The sequence below is a fragment of the Nocardia sp. NBC_01329 genome (genome assembly GCF_035956715.1).
GTDB lineage: Bacteria > Actinomycetota > Actinomycetes > Mycobacteriales > Mycobacteriaceae > Nocardia.
Genome location: NZ_CP108381.1, coordinates 4764272 through 4787713 on the forward strand (window position 1 = coordinate 4764272; position 23442 = coordinate 4787713).

The following is a 23442-nucleotide window of genomic DNA, read 5'->3' on the forward strand; positions in this document are numbered from 1 at the left end:
CCTACCGGCCGGGTCAGGGCCGCATCCGGCCCGGTGTCGGTGCCCCGGTGCACACTGGGTTCCGTGACCGTTTTCTCCGCCGCCACCCAGCAGTGGTTCGACGGTGCGTTCCCTGCGCCGACAGCCGCGCAGCTGGGGGCGTGGCAGGCGATCGCGGCCGGGGAGCACACCCTGGTGATCGCGCCGACAGGGTCGGGTAAGACCCTGTCGGCTTTCCTGTGGGCGATCGATCAGCTGGCCGCGGGCGATCCACCGGACTCGGGTACCTCGGTGCTCTACATCTCCCCGCTCAAGGCGCTGGCCGTGGATGTGGAACGAAATCTGCGGGCACCGCTGGTGGGGGTACGCCAGACTGCCCGCCGCCTCGGCCTGGTGGCGCCGGAGATCAGCGTCGGCGTCCGTTCCGGCGATACCACCACCCAGGAACGCCGCCGACTACAGCGCACCCCGCCCGATATCCTCATCACCACGCCCGAATCACTGTTCCTGATGCTCACCTCCGCGGCCCGGGAAACATTGCGCAGCGTGCGGACGGTGATCGTGGACGAGGTACACGCCATCGCCGGTTCCAAACGGGGATCGCATCTCGCGCTCTCCCTCGCCCGGCTCGATGCCCTCACCGAACGACCCGCGCAGCGAATCGGTCTCTCCGCGACCGTCCGGCCGCCGGAGGCAGTGGGCCGGTTCCTGGTGGGGCCGGCGCCGATCACCATCGTCTCTCCACCGGCACCGAAAACCTTCGACCTCTCCGTGCGGGTCCCGGTCCCGGATATGACCGAGCCGGGCGATTCGGACCAGCCCGGATCGCTGTGGCCGCATGTGGACGAGGCGATTGTCCAACTCGTGCTCGACCACCGCTCCTCGATCGTGTTCGCCAATTCACGCCGGCTCGCCGAACGGCTGACCGCCCGGCTGAACGAAACCTACGCCGACCGGATCGGCGAGTCCGTCGACACCGCCCATGCCCCACCCGCCCAACTCGGCCCGTCCACCGAGGTCGCCCACGGCGCCGAACAGTTGCTCGCCCGCGCCCACCACGGGTCGGTGAGCAAGGAGCAGCGCGCCCTCATCGAAGACGACCTCAAAAGCGGCCGGCTGCGCTGTGTGGTGGCCACCAGCAGCCTCGAACTCGGTATCGATATGGGCGCGGTGGATCTGGTGGTCCAGGTCGAGGCTCCACCCTCGGTGGCGAGCGGACTACAGCGCGTCGGACGGGCCGGGCACCAGGTGGGCGAGATTTCGCGCGGTGTGCTGTTCCCCAAACATCGCACCGATGTCGTGCACTGCGCGGTGGCGGCCCAGCGGATGCTGTCGGGGCAGATCGAGGCATTGAAGATACCGGCGCATCCGCTCGATATCCTCGCCCAGCAGACCGTCGCGGCCTGCGCGCTCGAGCCGCTGGACGTCGATGCCTGGTTCGACACGGTGCGCGGCACCGGCAGTTACGCGTCGCTGCCCCGATCCTCGTACGAGGCGGTGCTCGATCTGCTGGCCGGCCGCTACCCCTCCGACGAATTCGCCGAGCTGCGGCCGCGGCTGGTGTGGGACCGTGACGCCGGCACGCTCACCGGACGGCCCGGCGCCCAGCGACTGGCGGTGACCTCGGGCGGCGCCATACCCGACCGCGGCATGTTCGCGGTGTACATGGTCGGTGAGAAAGCCTCGCGGGTGGGCGAACTCGACGAGGAGATGGTCTACGAGTCCCGCGTGGGCGATATCTTCGCTCTCGGTGCCACCAGCTGGCGGATCGAGGACATCACCTACGACCGGGTGCTGGTGACACCCGCGTTCGGGCAGCCCGGACGGTTGCCGTTCTGGCATGGTGATTCGCTCGGGCGCCCGGCCGAACTCGGTGCCGCGCTGGGTGAATTCGTCCGACGGGCCGGGTCACAGACCTCGCCCGAAACACTGACCGAACAAACCACCGCCGCCGGGCTGGACGAGAACGCCACCGCGAATCTGCGTGCACTGCTCGAGGATCAGCGCACCGCGACCGGCCGGCTGCCCACCGACCGAACCCTGGTGGTCGAACGTTTCCGAGACGAACTGGGCGACTGGCGGCTGGTCCTGCATTCACCCTACGGGCTGCCGGTGCACGCGGCCTGGGGACTGGCTGTGGGCGCCCGGCTGCGCGAACGTTTCGGGGTCGATGCCGCACCGAATGCCTCCGACGACGGCATCGTGGTGCGGCTACCCGACACCACCGACGAGCCGCCGGGCGCGGAACTGTTCGTCTTCGAACCGGACGAGATCGACGACCTGGTCACCGAACAGGTCGGCGGCTCGGCACTGTTCGCGTCCCGTTTCCGGGAGTGCGCCGCCCGGGCACTGCTGCTGCCGCGCCGCGATCCCGGACGACGCGCGCCACTGTGGCAGCAACGACAGCGGTCGGCTCAGCTCCTCGATGTAGCCAGGAAATTCCCGGAGTTCCCGATCCTGCTGGAGACGGTGCGCGAATGCCTGCGCGATGTGTACGACCTGCCCGCGCTGCGGGACCTGCTCACCGAGGTGGCGCGCCGCCGGGTGCGCCTGGTCGAAGTGGAGACCGCCACCCCGTCACCGTTCGCCAACGCGCTGTTGTTCGATTACATCGGCCAGTTCATGTACGACGGCGACAGCCCACTGGCCGAACGCCGGGCCGCGGCCCTCTCCCTCGACTCGGCGCTGCTCGCCGAACTGCTCGGCCGGGTCGAGTTGCGAGAACTGCTGGACGGCGAGGTCATCGCCCAGGTCGAGTCGGAACTGCAACGCCTCGCCCCGGACCGGCAGGCCCGGGATATGGAAGGCCTGGCGGATCTGCTGCGGCTGCTCGGACCGATCACCGCGGCCGAAGCACGGCACCGCTGCCGCGCGGACCCCGCGGACTGGTTCGCCGAACTCGCCGGGGCCCGGCGCGCGCTCGAGGTGTCCTATGCGGGCGAGGTGTGGTGGGCCGCGATCGAGGACGCCGCCCGCTTACGCGATGCGCTGGGTGTTCCGCTGCCGATCGGCACCCCGGCCGCCTTCATCGAACCGGTCCCCGACCCGCTCGGCGATCTGGTGGCCCGCTTCGCCCGGACCCACGGTCCGTTCACCACGGAGTCGGTCGCGCACCGGTTCGGGCTGGGCGTCTCGGTCGCGGGGTCGGCGCTGCATCGCCTCGGCATCGAGAAACGGGTGGTGGAAGGTGAATTCACCCCGGAGACCGGCGGTACGGAATGGTGCGATACCCAGGTGCTGCGGCGGTTGCGACGGCGCAGTCTCGCCGCCGCCCGGCACGAGGTGGAACCGGTATCCACCGGGACCTTCGGCCGGTTCCTACCCGACTGGCAGCACATCGGTACCGGTGAACTGCGCGGTATCGACGGCGTGGCGACAGTGGTGGAGCAACTCGCCGGCGTCCCGATCCCCGCGTCGGCATGGGAATCACTGGTGCTACCGGCCCGGATCCGCGATTACACACCCGCGTTCCTCGACGAACTCATGGCCACCGGCGAGGTCCGCTGGTCCGGACACGGCGTCATCAACGCCAAGGACGGCTGGGTCGCCCTGCACCCGGCCGACCGAGCTCCGCTCACTCTCCCACCGGCCGACGAACCCGAATTCACCGAGACCCATCTCGCTCTGCTCGCGGCCCTCGGCGCCGGACCGGCCCTCACCACCCCGGCCGGCCATCGGCCCGATGCCGATCCCACCGCATCACCGGTTCCGCACAGCGGTGGCGCCTATTTCTTCCGTCAACTGTCGGACGCGACGGGCCTGCTCGACGACGCCGGGGTCGCGGCCGCCCTGTGGGACCTGGTCTGGGCGGGTCTGGTCTCCGGTGACACCTTCGCCCCGGTACGGGCCCGGCTGTCCGGATCGACCCGGACCCCTACCGCGCACCGGACCCCGCGGCGCGCTCCTCGCGGCCGCACCTACCTGCCCCGGCCGGCGATGCCGAGCCGTTCCGGCCCACCGACCGTGGCGGGCCGCTGGTCGCTGCTGCCCGACCGGGCGACCGACAACACAGTCCGTGCCCATGCCACCGCCGACCTGCTGTTGGAACGCTACGGCGTCCTGACCAAGGGGTCGGTGCAGGGTGAGGGCGTCCCCGGCGGCTTCGCACTCGTATACCGCGTACTCAGCGAGTTCGAGGATCGCGGCCGCTGCCGCCGCGGGTATTTCATCGATTCGCTCGGCGGTGCCCAATTCTCCACCACCGATGTGGTGGACCGGCTGCGCTCCTTCGACAGCGACCGCAAGCCCACGGATGCCGCGCTGGCACTCGCGGCCTGCGATCCCGCCAACCCCTACGGCGCCGCGCTCCCGTGGCCCAAGACCGAAGGCGGGGCCGGTCACCGACCGGGCCGGAAAGCGGGCGCATTGGTCGTCCTGGTCGACGGTGAACTCGTCCTCTACCTGGAACGCGGCGGAAAAACGCTGCTCACCTGCACCGAAGATCCCACCGCTCGACAGGCCGCGGCCGGGGCACTGGCCGACCTGGTCCGGACCGGGCGGGCCGATTCGCTGGTCATCGACCGGGTAGACGGCGAATCGGTTCACGGCAATACCTTCGCCGCCTTCCTCACCGCAGCCGGTTTCGCCGCGACCCCGCAGGGCTTGCGCCTTCGGCGCCGCCCATGACCACGACACAGGCCCGCGATGCCCGAGGGTGATGTGGTCTTTCTCGCCGCCACGCGACTGCGGGCCGCGCTCGACGGCGCGACGCTGACCCGCAGTGATTTCCGGGTGCCCCGGTACGCGACGGTCGATCTGCGTGGCCAGGTGGTGGACAGCGTCGGCAGTTACGGAAAGCATCTGTTCATCCGCACCGAAACCGTCAGTGTGCACACCCACCTGAAGATGGAGGGCACCTGGCGGGTTTTCCGCTGCGGCCAGCGGTGGACCAAACCGCGGGTCGCCGCGCGGATCGTGCTCGGTACCGCCGACGCCGAGGCCGTCGGCTTCGATCTCGGCGTGGTGGAGGTTCTGCGGCGCAGCGAGGAACATCGCGCCGTCGAACACCTGGGACCGGATCTGCTGGGACCGGGGTGGGATCCCGCCGAGGCCGTGGACAGGCTCAGCCGTGACCCGGTCCGGCCGATCGGCCTCGCGCTGCTCGATCAGCGCAATCTGGCCGGGATAGGCAATATCTATCGGAGCGAGATCTGCTATCTGCGCCGAGTCCATCCGGCGCTCCCGGTCGGTGAGGTGGACGATCTGGCGGCGCTGGTGCACGAGGCACACCGGGTACTGCACCGAGCCGCGCACCAGCCGCCGTGGCGGCCGCTGGCCTACGGCCGGGCTCCTCGCCCCTGTCGGCGGTGCGGGACCTCGCTGCGAGTGGAGATGCTGGGCGAGACCGTCCCGGGATACGACCGGGTCAGCCGACGGGAACGCGGGATCTACTTCTGCCCGAAATGCCAGGTCCCGCCGGTTTGAGCCCGTACGCTGGCCCGGACCGGCCGCTGCCCTGTCTGTGACGGCCGCCATGAGCGCAGTAATGTTCGGCCGCTTTCCGACGACACACGGGTACCGCACCGGAAGCAGGTCCCATGAACGTCCGAACCGTCCACTTGGCCGCCGTCACCGGCAAGCTGCTCTCCGCAGTGCTGGCAGTGGTGGCCACCGCGGTGTTCTGCTACTTCCTGCTACATCCCGCCGCGACACCGCAGGCGCCGACACCCGTACCGCTCGGACCTGCGGTGACCACGGCTCCCGGCCACTATCCCGCCGCCCACTGAGCGCGGCGGGGGGTTGTTCAGCCGTCGGTGGGTACCGGCTCCAGGATCTCCGGCCGCGGTTCGGGTGCGGCGATGCGCAGTGCGTCGGCCGAGGCGTCGTCGGGCTGGGTCTGTGATCGGACCTCGGCGTCCACTCGGGCGAGATAGGTCCGGACTTCACGATCGGTCTCCGCATCGCTCCAACCGAGCACCGGGGCGATGAGCCCGGCTACCTCGTCGGCGCATTCGGCGCCGCGGTGCGGGTATTCGATGGAGATCCGGGTTCGTCGCGCGAGGACATCGTCGAGATGTAGCGCCCCTTCCGCGGCTACGGCGTACACGGCTTCGACCCGCAGATAAGAAGGTGCCGCCGCGATCGGTTGTTTGAGATCGGGCCGGTCGGCGGCCAGTGCCATGACCTCGTCGATCAGCGAACCGTAGCGGTCCAGCAGATGCTTCACCCGGTACGGGTGCACCCCGTACTCCTCGGCCAGCTGCACGGTCTGGTTGACCAGCGCGAAATACCCGTCGGCACCCAGCAGCGGGACCTTCTCGGTGATCGAGGGTGAGACCCGGGCCGGGATGTCCTGGGCGGCCTCGTCCACCGCGTCATAGGCCATCACCCGGTAGGTCGTGTATTTTCCGCCGGCGATCGCCACCAGTCCCGGCGCGGTGCGCGCCACCGCGTGCTCACGCGAGAGCTTCGAGGTCTCGTCGCTCTCCCCGGCCAGCAGCGGCCGCAGGCCCGCGTACACACCATCGATATCGGCATGGGTCAGTGGCGTGACCAGGACCTCGTTCACCCGGTCCAGCAGGTAGTCGATATCGGCCTTGGTGGCGGCCGGATGGGCCAGGTCGAGATTCCAGTCGGTGTCGGTGGTGCCCACGATCCAGTGCGCACCCCACGGGATCACGAACAGCACCGAAGTGGCGGTCCGGAGGATGATCGCGGCATCGCTGATGATCCGGTCGCGCGGGACCACGATATGCACGCCCTTGGACGCCCGCACATGGAACCGGCCCCGCTGCTGTGACAGCGCCTGCACCTCGTCGGTCCACACCCCGGCCGCGTTGATCACCACATGCGCCCGGACTTCGCCGGTGGTGCCGTCCTCGCTGTCGCGCATCTGCACCCCGACCACCCGGTCGGCTTCCCGCAGGAACCCCACCACCTGGGTGGAGGTGCGGATCACCGCGCCGTAGTGGGCCGCGGTACGGGCGATGGTCATGGTGTGGCGGGCGTCGTCGACCACCGTGTCGTAGTAGCTGATCCCGCCGATCATCGAGTTGCGCCGCAGGCCGGGAGCCAGCCGCAGCGCCCCGTGCCTACTCAGATGGCGCTGCCCCGGAACAGATTTCGCGCCGCCCATGGAATCGTAGAGGAATAGACCCGCCGCGACGTAGGGACGCTCCCAGGCACGGCGGGTGAGCGGATAGAGGAACCGGAGCGGTTTCACCAGATGCGGTGCGAGCCGCGACATGGACAGTTCGCGTTCCTTCAGCGCCTCGCGGACGAGCCCGAACTCGAGTTGTTCCAGGTACCGCAGACCCCCGTGGAACATCTTGGACGACCGGCTCGAGGTTCCCGACCCCAGATCCCGCGCTTCCACCAGCGCCACCCTCAGTCCCCGGGTGGCTGCGTCGAGTGCGATTCCGGCACCGACGACCCCGCCGCCGACCACCACCACATCGAAATGTTCCTTGCCCATGCGGTCCCATGCCGCGCGACGCTGATCCGGTCCGAGAAATTGCGATCCCGGTTGTATGGGCATCATTCCTCCTCGTGAGCAGGTACATGCGGTTCGCGGAGGCCGTAGCGAACGCGCAGGTCGGTTCGACTCCTGGAGTACGAGATCGACTGGGTTCGGCTGTGGATTCCCGCTTTCGATCTACAGCGTAGGCGGAAAACCGGGGCGCGCCACCACAGGGAGACAGCCGTCACCGACATGCCGGATTACGCTAGCCTCTCGCCATGCGCTATGTGGCCGCCATCGACCAGGGCACGACCTCGAGCAGATGTATCTTGTTCGACCGGCAGGGACAGATCGCGGGCGTCGCCCAGCGCGAGCACGATCAGATCTTCCCGAAGCCCGGCTGGGTCGAGCACGACCCGGAAACGCTCTGGCGCAATACCGAATTCGTCCTCGGCGCAGTCCTGGACGAGGCGGATATCACCGCTGCCGATATCGCGGCGGTCGGGGCCACCAATCAACGTGAGACGACCGTCGTCTGGGAGCGCGACACCGGGCGGCCCGTGCACAACGCCATCGTCTGGCAGGACACCCGCACCGACCGCCTGTGCACCGAACTCGCCGGGGAGTCCGGCGCGGCGCGTTACGCCGAACGCACCGGACTACCGCTGTCCACCTACTTCTCCGGGCCGAAGGTCCGCTGGATCCTCGATACCGTGCCGGGTGCCCGGGAGCGCGCCGAGGCGGGCGAACTGTGTTTCGGCACCGTCGACAGCTGGCTGCTGTGGAAGCTCACCGGCCGGCACATCACCGACGTCACCAACGCCTCCCGCACCTTGTTGATGGATCTGCGGACGCTCGCCTGGGATGAGCAGATCTGCGCGGAGATCGGGGTACCCGTCGCGATGCTCCCGGAGATCCGCAGTTCGTCGGAGATCTACGCGGAGATCGGCGCGGGTCCGCTGGCGGGGGTGCCGGTCGCCGGAATCCTCGGCGATCAGCAGGCCGCGATGTTCGGCCAGGCGTGCCTGGCTCCGGGCGAGGCAAAGAACACCTACGGCACCGGCAACTTCATGCTGCTGAACACCGGCACCACCCCGGTCTTCAGCGAGCACGGACTGCTCACCACGGTCTGCTACCGGCTCGGCGAAGATCCGCCGGTGTACGCGCTGGAGGGGTCGATCGCGGTGACCGGCGCTCTGGTGCAGTGGTTCCGAGACAATCTCGGCATCATCTCCGCGGCGCCGGAGATCGAAGATCTCGCGCGCACGGTGGAGGACAACGGCGGCGCCTATATCGTGCCGGCGTTCTCCGGCCTGTTCGCCCCGCGCTGGCGGCCCGATGCCCGCGGGGTGATCGCCGGCCTCACTCGCTTCGTCACCAAAGCCCACCTCGCCCGCGCGATCCTGGAATCGACCGCGTTCCAGACCCGTGAGGTGATGGACGCCATGCGTGCCGATGCCGAAGCCCGGTCGTTGGATCTGGAGGCGACCGCGCTCAAGGTCGACGGCGGGATGGTGGGCAACGACCTGCTGATGCAGTTCCAGGCCGATATCCTCGATCTACCGGTCGTCCGCCCGCTGGTCAACGAGACCACGGCGCTCGGGGCCGCCTACGCGGCCGGGCTGGCGGTCGGATACTGGTCGGGCACCGACGATATCCGGGCCAACTGGACCGCGGACAAGACCTGGATTCCCGCCATGTCCGCCACCGAACGCGAAACCCGGCTCGGTGACTGGAACAAGGCGGTCGAACGGACCTACAACTGGGCGGAGTGAACCGGCGTCCGGTGCTCGGCGGCGCGGGCCAGCCGTGTCACCGCCTCGGCGAGCGCTTCCGGCGCAGCGGTGGTGAAACACATCCGCATAGCGTTCGAATAGAGCTCGCTCACCGCGAAGGCCCGCCCCGGTACGAAGGCGACCCCGGCGTCGAGCGCGTGGGGCAGTAGTTCGGTGGTGTCGGTTCCGTCGGTGAACTCCGCCCAGACGAACATGCCCCCGGAAGGCGCCGAACAGCGCAACGTATCGCCGAAGTGGTCTCGCGCGGCCTCGACCAGGGCCTCGGCGCGCACCGCGTACACCCTGCGGACGGTCTCGATATGACCGGCGAGCCAGGTGGAATCGGCGAGTAGTTCGGCGGCTATCTGCTGGGTCAATGCCGAACCGCACAGGTCGGCGCCTTGTTTCAGCAGTTCGACGGCCCGGCACACCCGTTCCGGAGCCACCATCCAGCCCACCCGCAGGGTGGGCGCGATGATCTTCGACGCCGACGACAGCCGGATCACCGATGCCGAGTACGAGGCCACCGGCAAGGGCGCGGGCCGGTCGAACCACAGTTCGCCGTACGGGTCGTCCTCGATCACCCAGAAACCGTGCTCTTCGGCCAGCGCCGCCAGCGCCTGCCGGCGTACCGGGCTCATGGTTACGCCACCCGGATTGTGGAAATTGCTCACGGTGTGCACGACAGCCGGCCGTTCCCCGCCGGCGATCAACTCCGCGAGCAGGTCGACCCGTAGACCCTCGTCGTCCAGCGGCACCGCGGCGATCCGCGCTCCGGCGGCGCGGAACACCTGCAGCGCACCGACATAGGCCGGATCCTCGACCACCACCAGCGCGCCCGGGTCCAGCAGTACCTCCGCGAGCAACGACAGTGCCTGCTGGGAACCGTGGGTTACGAAGACCTCGGCGATATCGACCCGGCGCCCCAGCCTGTCCGATTCCCGGTCGGCGAGTACTTCGCGCAGCGGACCCCACCCCGGTGACTCGGTGTACTGGAGTGTGGCGCTGCCGCGCAGTGCCGATTCGGCCGCGGCGGCGATCCGCGCACCGGGCATGAGTTCGGCGTCGGGCAGACCTCCGGCCAGGCTCACGATATTCGGATCGGCGGTGAGTTTCAGCAGGTCACGGATAGCGGAGCTGGTGAGGCCGGCCAGCTTGCCGGCCAGCGGCGGTTCGTAGTGCGGCATGGGGGCCTCCGGAGAATCACCAGGTAGTGCACCCGATCATCCCACGAATTTTCACCATTTGGCATTGTGATTTCACATACTGGGATCAGCGCCGATCCGCGATCACCCACAGCACGGTTTTACCGTCCCGATCCACCGTGGTCACTGTCTGCTTGTACACGGTCTTCTTACCGTCGGGCTGCAACTCGGTGAGATCGACGTCGAAGGACGCCGGGGCCCGCTCGGTGATCCGCACACAATGTGCGGTGCCCGCCGGGATATGCATATCGATCGCGTCCTGGATCGTCTCCGCGCTCGAGATAGCAGGCGAATCCACCGCCACGAACTGGCGGGCCCCGATACCATCGCGCTCCACATAGAACTGGTGCTGGAACCCCAGGATGGCGCCCGCGCCGCTGGTCGTATCCCCGACCCCGTCGCCCACGATCACCCCGCTCTCCTCGCTCGCCGGGCAGCTCAGCGCGGAATCGGCAGTCGCAGGCGTCGACGGTTCATCGTCACCTCCACTCACCTCGACGATCGCCACCCCTACCGCGACCAGAGCCACCAGGACCGCCACGCCCGTCACAATCCGGCCGACCGGGGGACGGCGGCGGGGTTTCGTCGACAGCGCACCGGCCACCGACTGTGGGGTGAGCTTCTGCGCGATCGGGTCGCTGTCCCAGGACAAACCTCCCGGCCGGGGCCGCGCCGAACCCGCGGCCGGATCGGACCCACCGGACTGATCCGGTTGATTCGACTGATTCGGCGAAGGCCAGCGCAGGTCCGGTCCCGTCTGGTGACGAACAGTGGCCTGGTCCGACTCCGGCGCACGCCCGGCGGTGTTGCGCGCGATCGGTTCCGGCGGGATCTGATGGCGGACCGTGGTCGAGTCCGGATCGGATGCGCCGACCGTGGGCCGCGCCACCGGGCGGGAATCGGCCGGAGCCGGAACCTGGACCGGAATCGAACTGCCCGGTGCCCGATACTGCGGCGGTGGCGGCGGAACCGGCGGCGGCTCCGGGGCCGAAGCCCCCGAACCACCGGCCGGTCGCCAGGTCAGCCCGGAATCCTCCGGGCGCGGAGTCGGCTTCCAGCCCGGCTCCGGTACCTCACCCGTCGGCGGACCGAACCCCGACACCGGCGGACCGAAATCGCCGGTAGGGGGCCCGAAATCCGCCCGGTCGGGTTCGCGCTCCCTGCCTTCACCCTCGCCGGTCACAGCCCATCCCTTCCGAGACACGCGGGTGGGGCGGCCGTACACGACCGCCCCACCCGGCAAGATTTCACTCGCGTCAGTACTGGAGTGAACCACCCCACTGGGTATTGACGCCACCGACGTTCAATCCCTGCTCCGGGTAGTTACCAGGCGGCAGCAACGGCGGCGGCGGCGGAATCTTGGCCACAGCGTCCAGGGCGGCGGCACCGCCCGGCTGCTGAACGATCCAATGTTCGACGGCGGCCTTCGCCGTGTTCACCGGCGTGGTGTCGATGACATGGTCGAGGCGGTTGTCCGGCAGTCCGTTCCCACCGGTGAACGTCGACACGTTGATGGTGTTCTCGTCGACGAACTCCACCGAGATACCGGCCTCGCCCGTACCCGTGGGAGTACGGAAACCGGCCGTACCGACGTAGCCGGCCTGGTTGGAGAAGTGATGGGTGTTGGCGAAATGCCCCGGAGCCAGCGAACCACCGTCGAGGGCGGCACCGATCTCCGTATGCGGACCCTGCATCTCGACCACCGGCGCCACCGGCGCCTCGTCCAGACTCGGCGCCTGCCACTGCGGGCTCTGCGGCGCGACCAGGGCATCGGTCTGCGGCGCACCCGGCTCCGCGTTCTCACCCTCGGTGTCCGGCGACGCGGCCGGGGCGTCACCCGGCTTCGCGGGCGGCTGCTGACCCTGCGGCGTATTCGGCGAGATCGCCGGCTGCGCCGGGGCAGGCTGACCGGGCACCGGCAGCGGCGCCACGCGCGGGCTGGTGACACCCGGCTGGGTCGGTCCGGTCAGGCCCTGGTCGTTCTGGCCGTCCTTCTCCGGAGTCGTGACACCGGGCTGGCTCGGGCTCGGCGTGGGGCTGCTCTCCGGCCGCTCCTGATCGCTCTGCACGCCCGGCTGGCTCGGAGTGGTCTCCGGACCGTTCTGCTGCTCGTTGGTGCCCGGCTGCGAAGGCGCAGGCGCCGGTGTCGTCGGTGTCGCCGGCTGATCGCTCGGAACGGCCCCCGCCGGCGACGCGAAAATGGCCATGGCCGCGGCAGTTGCAAGAGGCAGCGAAGTGCTCGCCACCGCCCGGCCCACCCGGTTCGGCTTACGATGTTTCACTATTCGCCCAATCCCTTTCCCGGATGCGTCGCCACTGCGGTTCACATCCAGTTCCGTCTCATCCGAGACACGAACTCCAGCGGGTGACCCGAAGTGGGCCTCGCTGTCCGAGTCCGAAAGGACGAACCCCCCGGCACCAAACCTCGCGACCGCCCGTCGATCGCATCTCTGCCTGGGAAGTGAACCATACTCGAGCAGTTCCGGCAATGTGGCGAAAACTCACCACCGGCAGGAACACTCACGGGCGGCGAACCAATGAAAAAGCAGCGACGCGACCCGTAACTCAGACCCGGTTCCGCGCCCGGAATTCGTTCTCGGACGCATTCTCCGCACAGCGGGCATGCGCAGAAAGTATCTGCCCTTTTTATGTAGCGACAAAGCGAGAGAACAGCAACCGAACGAGGGCATAACGGCCGCCCGTGCCGGGTCCACGACCGCGACCGTCGAGCGCTCGAAGCGCAAGGCTTACACGAGTCGATCGAGGCACTCCCTCCGGGCCTCACACCCTCACAGACGGCCGGTTTCCGAGGTCGAGCCCTTTTCCGTAGCGCGGAAGCGAAGGAGCGCGGCGACCGATCATGTGCGGTCGGCCAGCGGAGAGCGCCGACTGTTGAGCACCGACGAAGCCGTGACCTACCGAGACAGTCCGGCGCATCCGCACTCTCACCTCCCCGATTCGCTCGCACTTTCCGTCTATTCCGGATGGCCGCCCGCCGCGGTCGGGGCCCGCCCCGATTCTGGAGCGACGGAGCGAGGGAGCGCAGCGACCGAGCGGAGGAGTGAAGAATCGGGGTCACGAGGGCCCCGACCCGCCCCGCCGCAGGCGGGGCAAATGAACTCAGCCCAAGTCGTCGTGGCGCATGAGTTGACGGGCGGCCTCCATGACCGAACCGGTGAGCGACGGGTACACCGAAAAAGTCTGCGCCAGATCATTGACCGTCAAGTTGTTCTGCACCGCGAGCGCGATCGGCATGATCAGCTCCGAAGCGATCGGCGCGACCACCACACCACCGATCACCACCCCCGTCGCCGGGCGGCAGAAGATCTTCACGAAACCGCGGCGCAACCCCGACATCTTCGCCCGCGGATTGGTGTTGAGCGGCAGCATCACCGTGCGCGCCGGAACCTCACCGTCATCGATCGCGGTCTGACTCACGCCCACCGTCGCGATCTCCGGGCGGGTGAACACCGCCGAGGCCACCGTTTTGAGGCGGATCGGGCTGACTCCCTCGCCCAGCGCGTGATACATGGCGATCCGGCCCTGCATCGCGGCCACCGACGCAAGCGGCAACAAACCCGTGCAGTCACCCGCGGCGTAGATACCGGGCACCCCGGTCCGCGATACCCGGTCCACCCGCAGGTATCCGCCCCGATCGAGTTCGATACCGGCCTGTTCCAGGCCGAGATCACCGGTGTTCGGGATGGAGCCGACGGTCATCAGCGCATGCGATCCCGAAACGGTGCGGCCGTCGGCCAGGGTGACCAGCACCGAATCGCCCGTACGCTCCACCTTGTCGGCACGGGCGTGCTTCACCAGTTCCACACCGCGTTCGGCGAAGGCGTCCTCCAGGACCAGCGCGGCATCGGCGTCCTCACCCGGCAGTACCCGGTCCCGGCTGGACACCAGGATCACCCGCACACCCATTTCCGTATATGCGGAAACGAATTCGGCGCCGGTCACACCGGAACCGACCACCACCAAGGTCTCCGGCAGCTCCGCCAGATCGTAGAGCTGGCGCCAGTTCAGGATCCGCTCCCCGTCCGGCTCGGCACCGGGCAGCACCCGCGGCGAGGCGCCGGTCGCGAGCAGCACCACCTCCGCTTCGACGACCTCTTCGGTCGAGTCAGGGAACGACACCACGACCCGATGTGTCGCCCGGCCCGATCCCGCACCCGCCAGCCGGCCCCGCCCCGGCAGCACTCGAACCCCCGCCGCCTGCAACTTCGACCGGATATCGGAGGACTGCGCCAGCGCCAGCGCCTTCACCCGCTCGTTGACCTCCGGCAACCGCACCGCCGCTTGACTCGGATCGAGAGTGATCCCCAGGTTCCGGGCACGCCGCAGATCGGTCCGCACACCGGTGGAGGCGATGAAGGTTTTCGACGGCACGCAATCCCAGAGCACACACGCCCCGCCGATACCGTCGGAATCGATCAGCACCACTTGCGCCCCGTGCTGGGCCGCGACCAGGGCTGCCTCGTAACCGGCCGGTCCGCCACCGATGATTGCAATGCGGGTCATACATTCCCCTGTCCTGATCACCCGCGCGCGGCGCGGCAGCTTCGCGGCCCTCACTCGCCGCGTCCAGCCTAATAGGTGCTGCTCGGCGCAGGGCCATCGGCATTCCGCGTCCGACCGGAGCGAAGCTCGTGGTACCCGGCGGGTACCCGCCGCCACACCCGCGCCCCGGGCGGCCCGACCGGTCGAAGCACATCCTGGAAAGCGAATTACGACGCCCCGTACCGAAGCGAGCGACCACACAACTAAGCTGCCGGTGTGCCGATCTACGCTGCCTACGGGTCCAATATGGATTCGACCCAGATGCTCGAGCGCTGTCCGCACTCCCCCATGTCCGGGACGGGCTGGCTGGAGGGCTGGCGCCTCACGTTCAGCGGGGACGATATCGGCTGGGAAGGTCCGCTCGCCACCGTCGTCGAAGAACCCGGCTCCAGGGTCTTCGTCGTGCTCTACGACGTCTCCCCGGAAGACGAGCAACGGCTCGACCGCTGGGAAGGCTCCGATTTCGGGATCCACCGCAAGATCCGGCTCCGCGTCTCGCCCAGTCCGGGCAGCGGCACCGACCCGATCCTCGCGTGGCTGTACGTCCTCGACGCGTACGAAGGTGGGCTGCCCTCGGCGCGATACATCGGCGTGATGGCCGATGCCGCCGAGAAGGCCGGCGCGCCCGAGGAATACGTCCACGCGTTGCGTACACGCAACAGCCGGAACGTGGGACCGGGAAACAACTTCAGCTGAGCTGTGTTTATTTGCGGCGCCTGCGGCGCCGCGGGTCGAGGCCCCTGGAAGTCCCGCCGCTGCGCCCTCGAGACTCGCGCCTTCGGCGCATGCGACGTGCGGTCGGCCATCCGTGGAATGTGACCTGCGGAGCACCTCCGGCCAAGGGCGGGACGGGCTCGACCTTTTCGGGCCTCGTAAAACTCGGCACCGGGCGAGCGCGACCGTCCACGAAAGCGACACACACGAGGTTTGCCGGTGATACGAACCCGAGGAACCCGCCGGAACAAAGGCGAGCTCACCGGCGAACAGCCACCGGAACCGAGTGACAGACACACAACCCTCGACCGCACCATGCGACCGACCGGGCACGGGCACCCTCCACCGACCCGCGCAATGCTCTCAAACCCGGATGCCGACCGCGACCGCGAATCCCGGCGCAACCGCATGAGTCGAGTTTTACGAGACACCCAAAGGGTTGAGGCCGTCTCGCCGTTCAGGCCTCGAAAGCGCATGCGCCGAAGGCGCAAGTCTCGAGGCCTGAACGGCGAGACTTCAGGGCCTCAACCCCCGCGCGCGCCAGCGCGCCAAAAACACAGCACCTTCACGAGCAAGCTCACCTCTCACCCTCCCACGAGCAAGCCCACCTCTCACCCTCCCACGAGCAAGCCCACCTCCACCTTCACGAGCGAGCCCACCCCTCCTCTTCATCAACAAACCCCTCACCTACAAACCCACCCCGCACCTTCACGAACCAGCACACACTGTCAGCCTTCACCAGCGAACCCATCCCGCACCTTCACCTACGAACCCACCCTCACCTTCACGAGCAACCTCACTTCTCACCCCTCACGAGCAAACACACACCCGCTCTCACCAACAAGCCCATCACTCACCCCTCACCAGTTAGCCCACCACTCACCCCTGCAAGCAAGCCCACCACTCACCCCCGCAAGCAAGCCCACCCCTCAGCCTCACCAGCAGATCCACTCTCCCGACCTCCGCACACCACGTTCACCCCGACCCCGCCGGCGAAGCCGCCTCGGCTCCACCGGTGGGTCGGGGTGCAAGCGAGGCCGCGACCCGGCCGGCCCCGGCCCCTACCGGAACGCTCAAACCAATTCTTGCCCCGCTTGCAGAACGATATTCGTCAACGTCCGAACCCCCACCGGCAGCGCTCGCTCGTCGATGTCGAACGTCGGCTGGTGCAGGTCGAGCTGAGGGCCTTCGCCGGACCAGACGCCGAGGCGGGCCATCGCGCCGGGGACTTCTTCCAGGTACCAGGAGAAGTCCTCACCACCGCCGGATTGGGGGGTGTCGGCGAGGGCGTCGGGGCCGATGGCGCGGACCGCGTCGCTGAACATGCGGACCGATTTTTCGTCGTTGACGACGGGGGGTACCCCGCGCCGGTAGTCGAGTTGATAGCGCACTCCGGTCGGGGCGAGCAGGCCGTCGACGATTTCGCGCACCATCGGTTCGAGCAGCGCCCAGGTGGCGTGGTCGCCGGTTCGTACGGTGCCGGTGAGCATGCCGGTCTGTGGGATCGCGTTGGGTGCTTTACCGGCGCTGACCGCTCCCCACACCATGACCGTGCTGGTGCGGGGGTCGATCCGGCGGGTGAGCAGACCGGGCAGACCGGTGATGACGGTGCCGATGGCGTAGACGAGGTCGCTGGTGAGGTGGGGGCGTGAGGTATGCCCGCCGGGTGAGTCCAGGACCAGTTCGACAGTGTCGGCCGCGGAGGTGATGGCACCGACCCGGATGCCGACCTTGCCGGCTTCCAGTCGCGGGTCGCAGTGCAGGGCGAATACCCGGTCCACACCGTGCACAGCCCCATTGGCGACCATGTCGATGGCGCCTCCGGGCATGACTTCCTCGGCGTGCTGGAAGATCAACCGCACACCTACCGGTAGGTCGTGGTCGGCCAGAGCCAGGGCGGTACCGAGCAGGATGCTGGTGTGCGCGTCGTGGCCACAGGCGTGGGAGACCCCGGGAACCGTGGAGGCGAAGGGCCGGCCGGTGAATTCCTGGAGTGCCAGCGCGTCCATATCGGCACGTAACGCGATTCGCGGCGCGTTCTCGGGACCGATATCGCAGATCAGACCGGTACCGGTCGGCAGTACCCGGAACGGGAGTCCGGCCTTCGTCAGCCAAGTGCCGACGAACTCGGTGGTCGCGAACTCGGTGCGGGATAATTCCGGGTTGGCGTGGATGTGCCTGCGCCATTGAACGAGATCGACCGTGTGCTCGGCCAGCCACGCCGTCACCGCGTCCTGTCCGTCTCGCACCGTACGGCCGGTTGTGCTCACCGAATGTCCTCCTGTCGTAGAACGAGCAGCTGTGAACCGCTTCTGCACGTGTACGGGCCATCCGTACACGTATCGTCCGCGACCGTGGCCGCGGTACATACCGGCGGTTCCGCTATCCCCCGGGGAACGGCCGTATCCTCCAGTTTCGCACCGCAGCCGGATCCGTGCGCGAACGGCATCCGCGCCGCGCCCGCGCATCCGGTGCGGCGGGCTCGTTCGACGCTAGTTCGAGGCGAATGCCAGGTTATCGGGAGTGGTCGGCACCGCCAGCCCGGTCAGGGCCGTGGCGTGCAGGGAACGTTTGATGGCGGGCAGGCTGGGTGTCCGGTTTGCGGCCAGTCCCGCCGCTCGTTCCACCGCGGCGGTGCGCAACGCGGCGGGCTCGGCGATATCGTCGACGATCCCGGCGGCGAGGGCTTCCGCGGCGCCGAAGCGGTGTCCGGTGGTCATGGCCGTCACCGCCACCTGATTGGTCAACCTGCTGCTGATCAGGGCGTTCATGCCGATGGTGAAGGGCATTCCCAGATGCACTTCGGGCAGGCACCAGAACCCGCGGTCGGCCCGCATGACCCGGAAGTCGTGCGAGGTCGCGAGCATGGCTCCGGCGCCGAAGGCGTGGCCGTTGACGGCGGCGACGGTGGGCAGCGGGAAGGCCAGGATCCGGCTGAACACGCTGTGCACGCGGTCGAGGTAGCCGTGCATCCGGTCGAGATTCGCGAACAGCCAGTCGGTGTCGAGGCCGTTGCTGAAGAACTTCCCGGTGGCGGTGGTGACCAGCGCGGCCGGTCCCTCACTGGCGGCCACCGTATCCAGCAGCGCGTGTGTCTCGTCTATCCACTCGTGGCTGAAGCGGTTCTCGCTGTCGGTCTGGCCCTCATTGCCCAGCGAGAGCACGAAAACGTTCCCATCACGTTCCAGGTACGGCATCTGTGCAGCGTATCGGCTGCGGGTCGGCGGGCGGGCGCCGGAGCCGTCACCGGCGCAAGCGGTTCGGGCGGGCCGGCGGGGCGCGAGGCAATACACTGACCGCCATGCTTGCCGAAGAGGCCGCCGAGGAGATCGCGGCCCGGACGTCAGTGGATCGCCATCGGGTCGCGGTGGTGCTGGGTTCGGGGTGGCAGGACGCTGTCGCCGAGCTCGGGACCCCGAATGCCGAGATACCGATGCCGGAGTTACCCGGGTTCGCCGCGCCCACCGCGCAGGGTCATGTCGGCCGGGTGGTGTCGGTATCGGTCGGCGATACCGACACCCTGGTTCTGATGGGGCGCCAGCATCTGTACGAGGGTCATGGGGCCGAAGAGGTCGTGCATCCGGTGCGTACCGCGGTGGCAGCGGGCGCGGAGACTGTGATCCTCACCAATGCCGCCGGTGGTATCCGGCCGGGGCTGCGGGTCGGTGAGGCGGTGCTGGTGCGCGATCACGTGAATCTCACCGGTACGACGCCGCTGGCCGGGGCCTCTTTCGTCGATATGGTGGATGCCTGGGATCCGGAATTGCGCCATCTCGCCCGCCGCATCGACCCCGACCTCACCGAGGGCGTGTACGCCGGGCTCACCGGACCGCAGTACGAAACCCCCGCCGAGATCCGCATGCTGGCCACGATCGGTGCTGATCTGGTGGGGATGTCGACGGTGCTCGAAGCCATCGCCGCGCGTGCCCTGGGGGTCCGGTTGCTCGGTATCTCACTGGTCACGAACCTGGCGGCCGGGGTCACCGGTGCCCCGCTGACCCACGCCGAGGTGCTGGCGGAGGGGCGCGCGGCGGCCCCGCGGCTGGGCAAACTGCTGCGCGGGCTGCTGGAGCAGTTGTAGATGCTGACCTTCGGCACAGCGGGATTGCGCGGGCCGCTGGCGCCCGGGCCGGACGGTATGAACGAGACCACGGTTGCCCGGGCCACGGCCGGGGTCGCGGCCTGGCTGCGGGACCGCTGTCTCGGCGGTGGCCGGGTGGTGGTCGGCCGGGACGCTCGGCACGGGTCGGCGGAGTTCGCCGAGATCACCGCCGAGGTGCTGGCCGCCGCCGGTTTCGCGGTGATCCGATTGCCCGAGCCGCTGCCGACGCCGGTAACCGCCTTCGCCGTACGCGAATCGGGCGCGGTGGCGGGTGTGCAGATCACCGCCTCCCACAATCCGCCCGGCGACAACGGCTACAAAGTGTTCGTCGACGGCGGCACCCAGCTGGCACCGCCCGCCGATACCGAGATCGAGCAGCGGATCACGGCGGTCACCGAACCGATCGAGCGCACCGCGGTGACCGTATCCGGCGGTGAAGTCCTGTCGCGCTATCTGGCCCGGGTCGCGCAGCTGCCGCAGCTGATCGGCGGCGACGGGGAGCGTGCCGGGATCCGGATCGCGTTCACGCCGATGCACGGAGTGGGGGGAGCCACCGCAGTACACGCGCTCACCTCGGCGGGTTTCACCGATATCCACGCGGTGGCCGAACAATTCGCACCCGACCCCGATTTCCCCACGGTGGCGTTCCCGAATCCCGAGGAGCCGGGGGCAGCGGATCTGCTGTTGCGGCTGGCCGAACGGGTGGATGCCGATCTCGCTATCGCATTGGACCCCGACGCGGACCGCTGCGCGCTGGGCATCCCGACACCGGACGGTTGGCGGATGCTGCGCGGTGACGAGACCGGGGTCCTGCTGGCCGATGACGTGCTGCGCACCGCCGGGCCGGATGCGCTGGTCGCCACCACGATCGTCTCGTCGCGGCTGTTGTCGCGGCTGGCGCCGGCGCGGGGCGCCCGCTATGCCGAAACCCTCACCGGGTTCAAATGGCTGGCCCGCGCGGGCGATGGGTTGGTCTACGCCTATGAGGAGGCCATCGGCCACTGTGTGGACCCGGCGACCGTCCGCGACAAGGACGGGATCTCCGCGGCCGTCCTGGCCGCGGACTTGGTCGCGCGATTGCGGGTTCGCGGTCGCACCCTGGACGACGAACTCGACGAGCTGGCGGTCGAGTTCGGTGTGCACGCGGTCGACCAGGTTTCGCTACGCCTACCGGATCAGCGGGCGGCCGCCGCAGTGCTGACCGCGCTCCGTGGCGCGCCGCCGCGGACGCTGGCCGGAACCGCGGTCGAATACACCGACATGTCGGCGCTGCGGGGCCGGATGCGTACCGACGCACTGGTGTTCACCGGCGGTGGGGTCCGAATGGTCGTCCGGCCCTCGGGCACCGAACCGAAGCTCAAGTGCTATCTGGAGGTTGTCCACCCGGTTTCCGGTCCCGCTGGGCTGCGGGCCGGGCGCGACACTGCCCGGGAGCGGCTCGCGGAGCTACGCGCCTACTGTCGCACGCTGTCGGGCTGAGCGGGTTCAGCGTGGTCCGAACTGCCGGTCCCCGGCATCGCCGAGCCCGGGCACGATGTAGGCGTCGTCGTTGAGCCGGTCGTCGATCACGGCCGTCACCAGCCGGACCGGATAGCCCGAACCCGCCAGCGCCGCTATTCCTTCGGGAGCGGCGACCACGCAGACCGCGGTGATGTCGAGTGCGCCGCGGTCGGCCAGCAGACCCAGTGTGTGCAGCATGGATCCGCCGGTTGCCAGCATCGGGTCCAGGACCATGACCGGGGTCGCCGAGAGGTCGTCGGGCAGCGATTCCAGATAGGGCACCGGCCGATGGGTCATCTCGTTGCGGGCGACACCGACGAAACCCACTTGTGAGTCGGGGATCAGGTCGGTAGCCGCGTCGACCATGCCGAGCCCGGCTCGTAACACCGGGACCAGCAGCGGTGGCCGGGCCAGCCGCGCACCCTGAGTGGCCGCGACCGGCGTGGTGATGTCGAAATACTCCACGGGAGCATCGCGCAGCGCCTCGTAGACCAAGAGCCTGGACAGATCTCGCAGGGCGGCCCGGAAGGCGGGGTCGGGTGTGCGTTCGTCGCGGAGAGTGGTGAGCAGTATCGCCACGAGCGGATGATCCAGCGTGTGCGTGCGCATGGAGGAACGATAAAGTCGAAGGGGCGGGCGTGGCGGTTTCGCCGTGACTTTCCGCGGGTTCGGTTTTCGGGGAACCGTCCGGGAAGCCGCTGCGTCGAAACCGGTGGATGACATACTCTGCCCGTTAACGAAGTCGAGGGGGAACTCTGATGGTGAACATCTCAGCCGATGCCCAGGGCATCGCGGCCTACGGCACCACCGCCGGGGTGATGGCCGCCGAACTCGCGGCGGCCGGGACCGGCGCATCGGGTGCGGCGCCCACGATCCTCGGCCCGATCTTCGGTTTGGTCGGCGGCGATTTCCTGGCGGCGTACGCGGCCGCACACGCCGGTCATATGGCGACGATCGGCCAGTTGTCCGCGGTGCTGGGCACGATGAGCGGCGCGGCGGGCGTGGCCGCGGTGAGTTACGCCGACGCCGATATCAGCAATGCGGCCGCCCTGCGCGGTGCCGCCGGGGAGTGACCCTGTGATCGATATCAATACGCTGGCCAAGCCGATTCTCGATCTGCTCGCCAGTTTCGGCACCGGTGTGCTGGCCACCGGCGGTCCCGGCGACGCACTACGCGCCGCGTCCACGGCCATCGAGCAGGTCCACACGTTGGGCCGCAACGGAATCAACCAGATGAACACCGCGTGGGACGGCACCGGCGCGGACGCCGCGACCTCCAAGGCCCTGCGGGTACAGACCTCGGCCGCGAGCATCTCCGACCGCGGCAACGAGATGGCGACGGTGATGGGGCAGGCCGCGGCCCATGTGGAAACCGGCAACAAAGATCTCACCACCATCGCGCAGTCGTTCGTTAACACCGCCGCCGCGGCCGCGCCCACCCTGGGCACCCCGGCGGGTCTCTCACTGCTGGTGGGGTCTGCCATCGACCATCTGGGGCAGGCACTGGGCGTGGTGGGCCGGGTGCAGAACGAATTGCAGACCCAGACCAGCTCCATGAACGAACTCACTCCGCCACCGTCCACTCCGTCTGCCGCGAACACCGCGCCGGTGAGCACCCAGGCCGTTTCCACGGTGGCCTCGGGCCTGAGCGGTGCGGCCGGGATGGCCGGCTCGATGATGAGCACCGCCCTGTCGTCGAGTCCCGGCGGCACCACCACCTCGTCCGGAACTCCCAAGAAGACCGCCACCACCGCAGGCACCACCACCGAGGGCCAGGGTGTGAAGGTCACCCTGCCGGACGGGAGTGTGGTGGAGGCACCGAACGAGAAGGCGGCCACCGCGGTGAAGTCGGCGCTGGGCACGTTGGGCACACCGTATGTCTGGGGCGGCAACACCCCCGGCTCCGGCTTGGACTGCAGCGGTATGACCAAATACGCCTACGGCGAGGCCGGTGTGGAAATCCCCCGGTTGGCCAACGAACAGGCCAACGGCGCGACTCCGGTTTCTCCCGGCGATCTGGCACCCGGTGACCTGGCGGTATGGGACGGTCATGTGGCGATGGTGATCGGCAACGGGCAGTTGATCGAAGCCGGGGATCCGGTGCAGATCAGTTCGGTTCGGACGGAGAACAGCGGGATGGAGTTCCTCGGTTTCTACCGGCCGACGGAATGAATCGCAGGCAGCAGAGGCCGCCCGTTGCGGGGG

Annotated in this window: 17 protein-coding genes; 9 read left to right on the plus strand and 8 right to left on the minus strand. The window is 68.7% G+C overall.

The features are described from left to right. Positions 1-63 precede the first annotated feature (63 nt). The 3 genes from OG405_RS21550 (at position 64) to OG405_RS21560 (ending at position 5705) form a co-directional block, all read left to right on the plus strand. The gene (locus OG405_RS21550) at positions 64-4605 is read left to right on the plus strand and encodes an ATP-dependent helicase (protein ID WP_327148277.1); all 4542 of its coding nucleotides are present in this window, start codon (positions 64-66) and stop codon (positions 4603-4605) included. A gap of 18 nt (positions 4606-4623) precedes the next feature. After that, complete coding sequence (locus tag OG405_RS21555; protein ID WP_327148278.1) at positions 4624-5403, plus strand: DNA-formamidopyrimidine glycosylase family protein; 780 nt, start codon at positions 4624-4626, stop codon at positions 5401-5403. Between the two features lie 113 nt (positions 5404-5516). Beyond that, positions 5517-5705 carry a hypothetical protein gene (locus OG405_RS21560; protein ID WP_327148279.1) on the plus strand — a complete coding sequence of 63 codons (189 nt, stop codon included), beginning with the start codon at positions 5517-5519 and terminating at the stop codon, positions 5703-5705. A 17-nt stretch (positions 5706-5722) separates the two neighbouring features. Here the strand turns inward: OG405_RS21560 and glpD are convergent, their stop codons facing one another. Then, positions 5723-7456, minus strand: coding sequence for a glycerol-3-phosphate dehydrogenase (glpD, locus tag OG405_RS21565; protein ID WP_327152439.1), 1734 nt, complete (start codon positions 7454-7456; stop codon positions 5723-5725). A gap of 200 nt (positions 7457-7656) precedes the next feature. On the opposite strand from glpD, the gene glpK reads away from it, so the two are divergent. After that, a complete protein-coding gene (gene glpK / locus OG405_RS21570) occupies positions 7657-9153 on the plus strand; it encodes a glycerol kinase GlpK (RefSeq protein WP_327148280.1) in 1497 nt (498 codons plus the stop codon). Here glpK and OG405_RS21575 read toward each other — a convergent pair. The 4 genes from OG405_RS21575 to OG405_RS21590 form a co-directional block, all read right to left on the minus strand. Beyond that, entirely contained in the window at positions 9135-10340 is a 1206-nt protein-coding gene (locus OG405_RS21575; protein WP_327148281.1) for an aminotransferase-like domain-containing protein, read from the minus strand. The genes glpK and OG405_RS21575 overlap by 19 nt on opposite strands. Before the next feature lie 85 nt (positions 10341-10425). Further along, entirely contained in the window at positions 10426-11541 is a 1116-nt protein-coding gene (locus OG405_RS21580) for a hypothetical protein (protein ID WP_327148282.1), read from the minus strand. Positions 11542-11614: 73 nt separating this feature from the next. Beyond that, positions 11615-12640, minus strand: coding sequence for a hypothetical protein (locus tag OG405_RS21585; protein WP_327148283.1), 1026 nt, complete (start codon positions 12638-12640; stop codon positions 11615-11617). 838 nt (positions 12641-13478) lie between these two features. Then, on the minus strand, positions 13479-14882 hold the full coding sequence (locus tag OG405_RS21590; protein WP_327148284.1) for an NAD(P)H-quinone dehydrogenase: 1404 nt from the start codon (positions 14880-14882) through the stop codon (positions 13479-13481). Positions 14883-15137: 255 nt separating this feature from the next. On the opposite strand from OG405_RS21590, the gene OG405_RS21595 reads away from it, so the two are divergent. After that, the gene (locus OG405_RS21595; RefSeq protein WP_327148285.1) at positions 15138-15617 is read left to right on the plus strand and encodes a gamma-glutamylcyclotransferase; all 480 of its coding nucleotides are present in this window, start codon (positions 15138-15140) and stop codon (positions 15615-15617) included. Positions 15618-16708: 1091 nt separating this feature from the next. Here OG405_RS21595 and OG405_RS21600 read toward each other — a convergent pair. Beyond that, the gene (locus OG405_RS21600; protein ID WP_442790777.1) at positions 16709-17863 is read right to left on the minus strand and encodes a M20 family metallopeptidase; all 1155 of its coding nucleotides are present in this window, start codon (positions 17861-17863) and stop codon (positions 16709-16711) included. 264 nt (positions 17864-18127) lie between these two features. Beyond that, positions 18128-18832, minus strand: a complete 705-nt coding sequence (locus tag OG405_RS21605; RefSeq protein WP_327148287.1) for an enoyl-CoA hydratase/isomerase family protein — start codon at positions 18830-18832, stop codon at positions 18128-18130. A gap of 104 nt (positions 18833-18936) precedes the next feature. Between OG405_RS21605 and OG405_RS21610 the strand changes: the two genes are divergently transcribed. Together OG405_RS21610 and OG405_RS21615 are read left to right on the plus strand one after the other, a co-directional pair. Next, on the plus strand, positions 18937-19716 hold the full coding sequence (locus OG405_RS21610) for a purine-nucleoside phosphorylase (RefSeq protein ID WP_327148288.1): 780 nt from the start codon (positions 18937-18939) through the stop codon (positions 19714-19716). Beyond that, entirely contained in the window at positions 19717-21216 is a 1500-nt protein-coding gene (locus OG405_RS21615; RefSeq protein WP_327148289.1) for a phospho-sugar mutase, read from the plus strand. Positions 21217-21222: 6 nt separating this feature from the next. On the opposite strand, the gene upp is transcribed toward OG405_RS21615, so the two are convergent. After that, complete coding sequence (upp, locus tag OG405_RS21620) at positions 21223-21846, minus strand: uracil phosphoribosyltransferase (protein WP_327148290.1); 624 nt, start codon at positions 21844-21846, stop codon at positions 21223-21225. A gap of 149 nt (positions 21847-21995) precedes the next feature. On the opposite strand from upp, the gene OG405_RS21625 reads away from it, so the two are divergent. Together OG405_RS21625 and OG405_RS21630 are read left to right on the plus strand one after the other, a co-directional pair. Continuing rightward, positions 21996-22310, plus strand: a complete 315-nt coding sequence (locus tag OG405_RS21625; protein ID WP_327148291.1) for a type VII secretion target — start codon at positions 21996-21998, stop codon at positions 22308-22310. A 4-nt stretch (positions 22311-22314) separates the two neighbouring features. After that, positions 22315-23409 (plus strand): C40 family peptidase, encoded by a 1095-nt coding sequence (locus OG405_RS21630; RefSeq protein ID WP_327148292.1) that lies wholly within the window; start codon positions 22315-22317, stop codon positions 23407-23409. The last annotated feature ends 33 nt before the right edge of the window (positions 23410-23442 follow it).

What these genes read in the sequence shown, in the direction of transcription:
- OG405_RS21555 (WP_327148278.1), top strand. Translation starts at nt 4,624, where the DNA reads ATGCCCGAGGGTGATGTGGTCTTTCTCGCCGCCACGCGACTGCGGGCC.
- OG405_RS21560 (WP_327148279.1), top strand. Translation starts at nt 5,517, where the DNA reads ATGAACGTCCGAACCGTCCACTTGGCCGCCGTCACCGGCAAGCTGCTC.
- glpD (WP_327152439.1), bottom strand. Translation starts at nt 7,456, where the DNA reads ATGCCCATACAACCGGGATCGCAATTTCTCGGACCGGATCAGCGTCGC.
- glpK (WP_327148280.1), top strand. Translation starts at nt 7,657, where the DNA reads ATGCGCTATGTGGCCGCCATCGACCAGGGCACGACCTCGAGCAGATGT.
- OG405_RS21575 (WP_327148281.1), bottom strand. Translation starts at nt 10,340, where the DNA reads ATGCCGCACTACGAACCGCCGCTGGCCGGCAAGCTGGCCGGCCTCACC.
- OG405_RS21590 (WP_327148284.1), bottom strand. Translation starts at nt 14,882, where the DNA reads ATGACCCGCATTGCAATCATCGGTGGCGGACCGGCCGGTTACGAGGCA.
- OG405_RS21605 (WP_327148287.1), bottom strand. Translation starts at nt 18,832, where the DNA reads ATGCCGTACCTGGAACGTGATGGGAACGTTTTCGTGCTCTCGCTGGGC.
- OG405_RS21610 (WP_327148288.1), top strand. Translation starts at nt 18,937, where the DNA reads ATGCTTGCCGAAGAGGCCGCCGAGGAGATCGCGGCCCGGACGTCAGTG.
- OG405_RS21615 (WP_327148289.1), top strand. Translation starts at nt 19,717, where the DNA reads ATGCTGACCTTCGGCACAGCGGGATTGCGCGGGCCGCTGGCGCCCGGG.
- upp (WP_327148290.1), bottom strand. Translation starts at nt 21,846, where the DNA reads ATGCGCACGCACACGCTGGATCATCCGCTCGTGGCGATACTGCTCACC.
- OG405_RS21625 (WP_327148291.1), top strand. Translation starts at nt 21,996, where the DNA reads ATGGTGAACATCTCAGCCGATGCCCAGGGCATCGCGGCCTACGGCACC.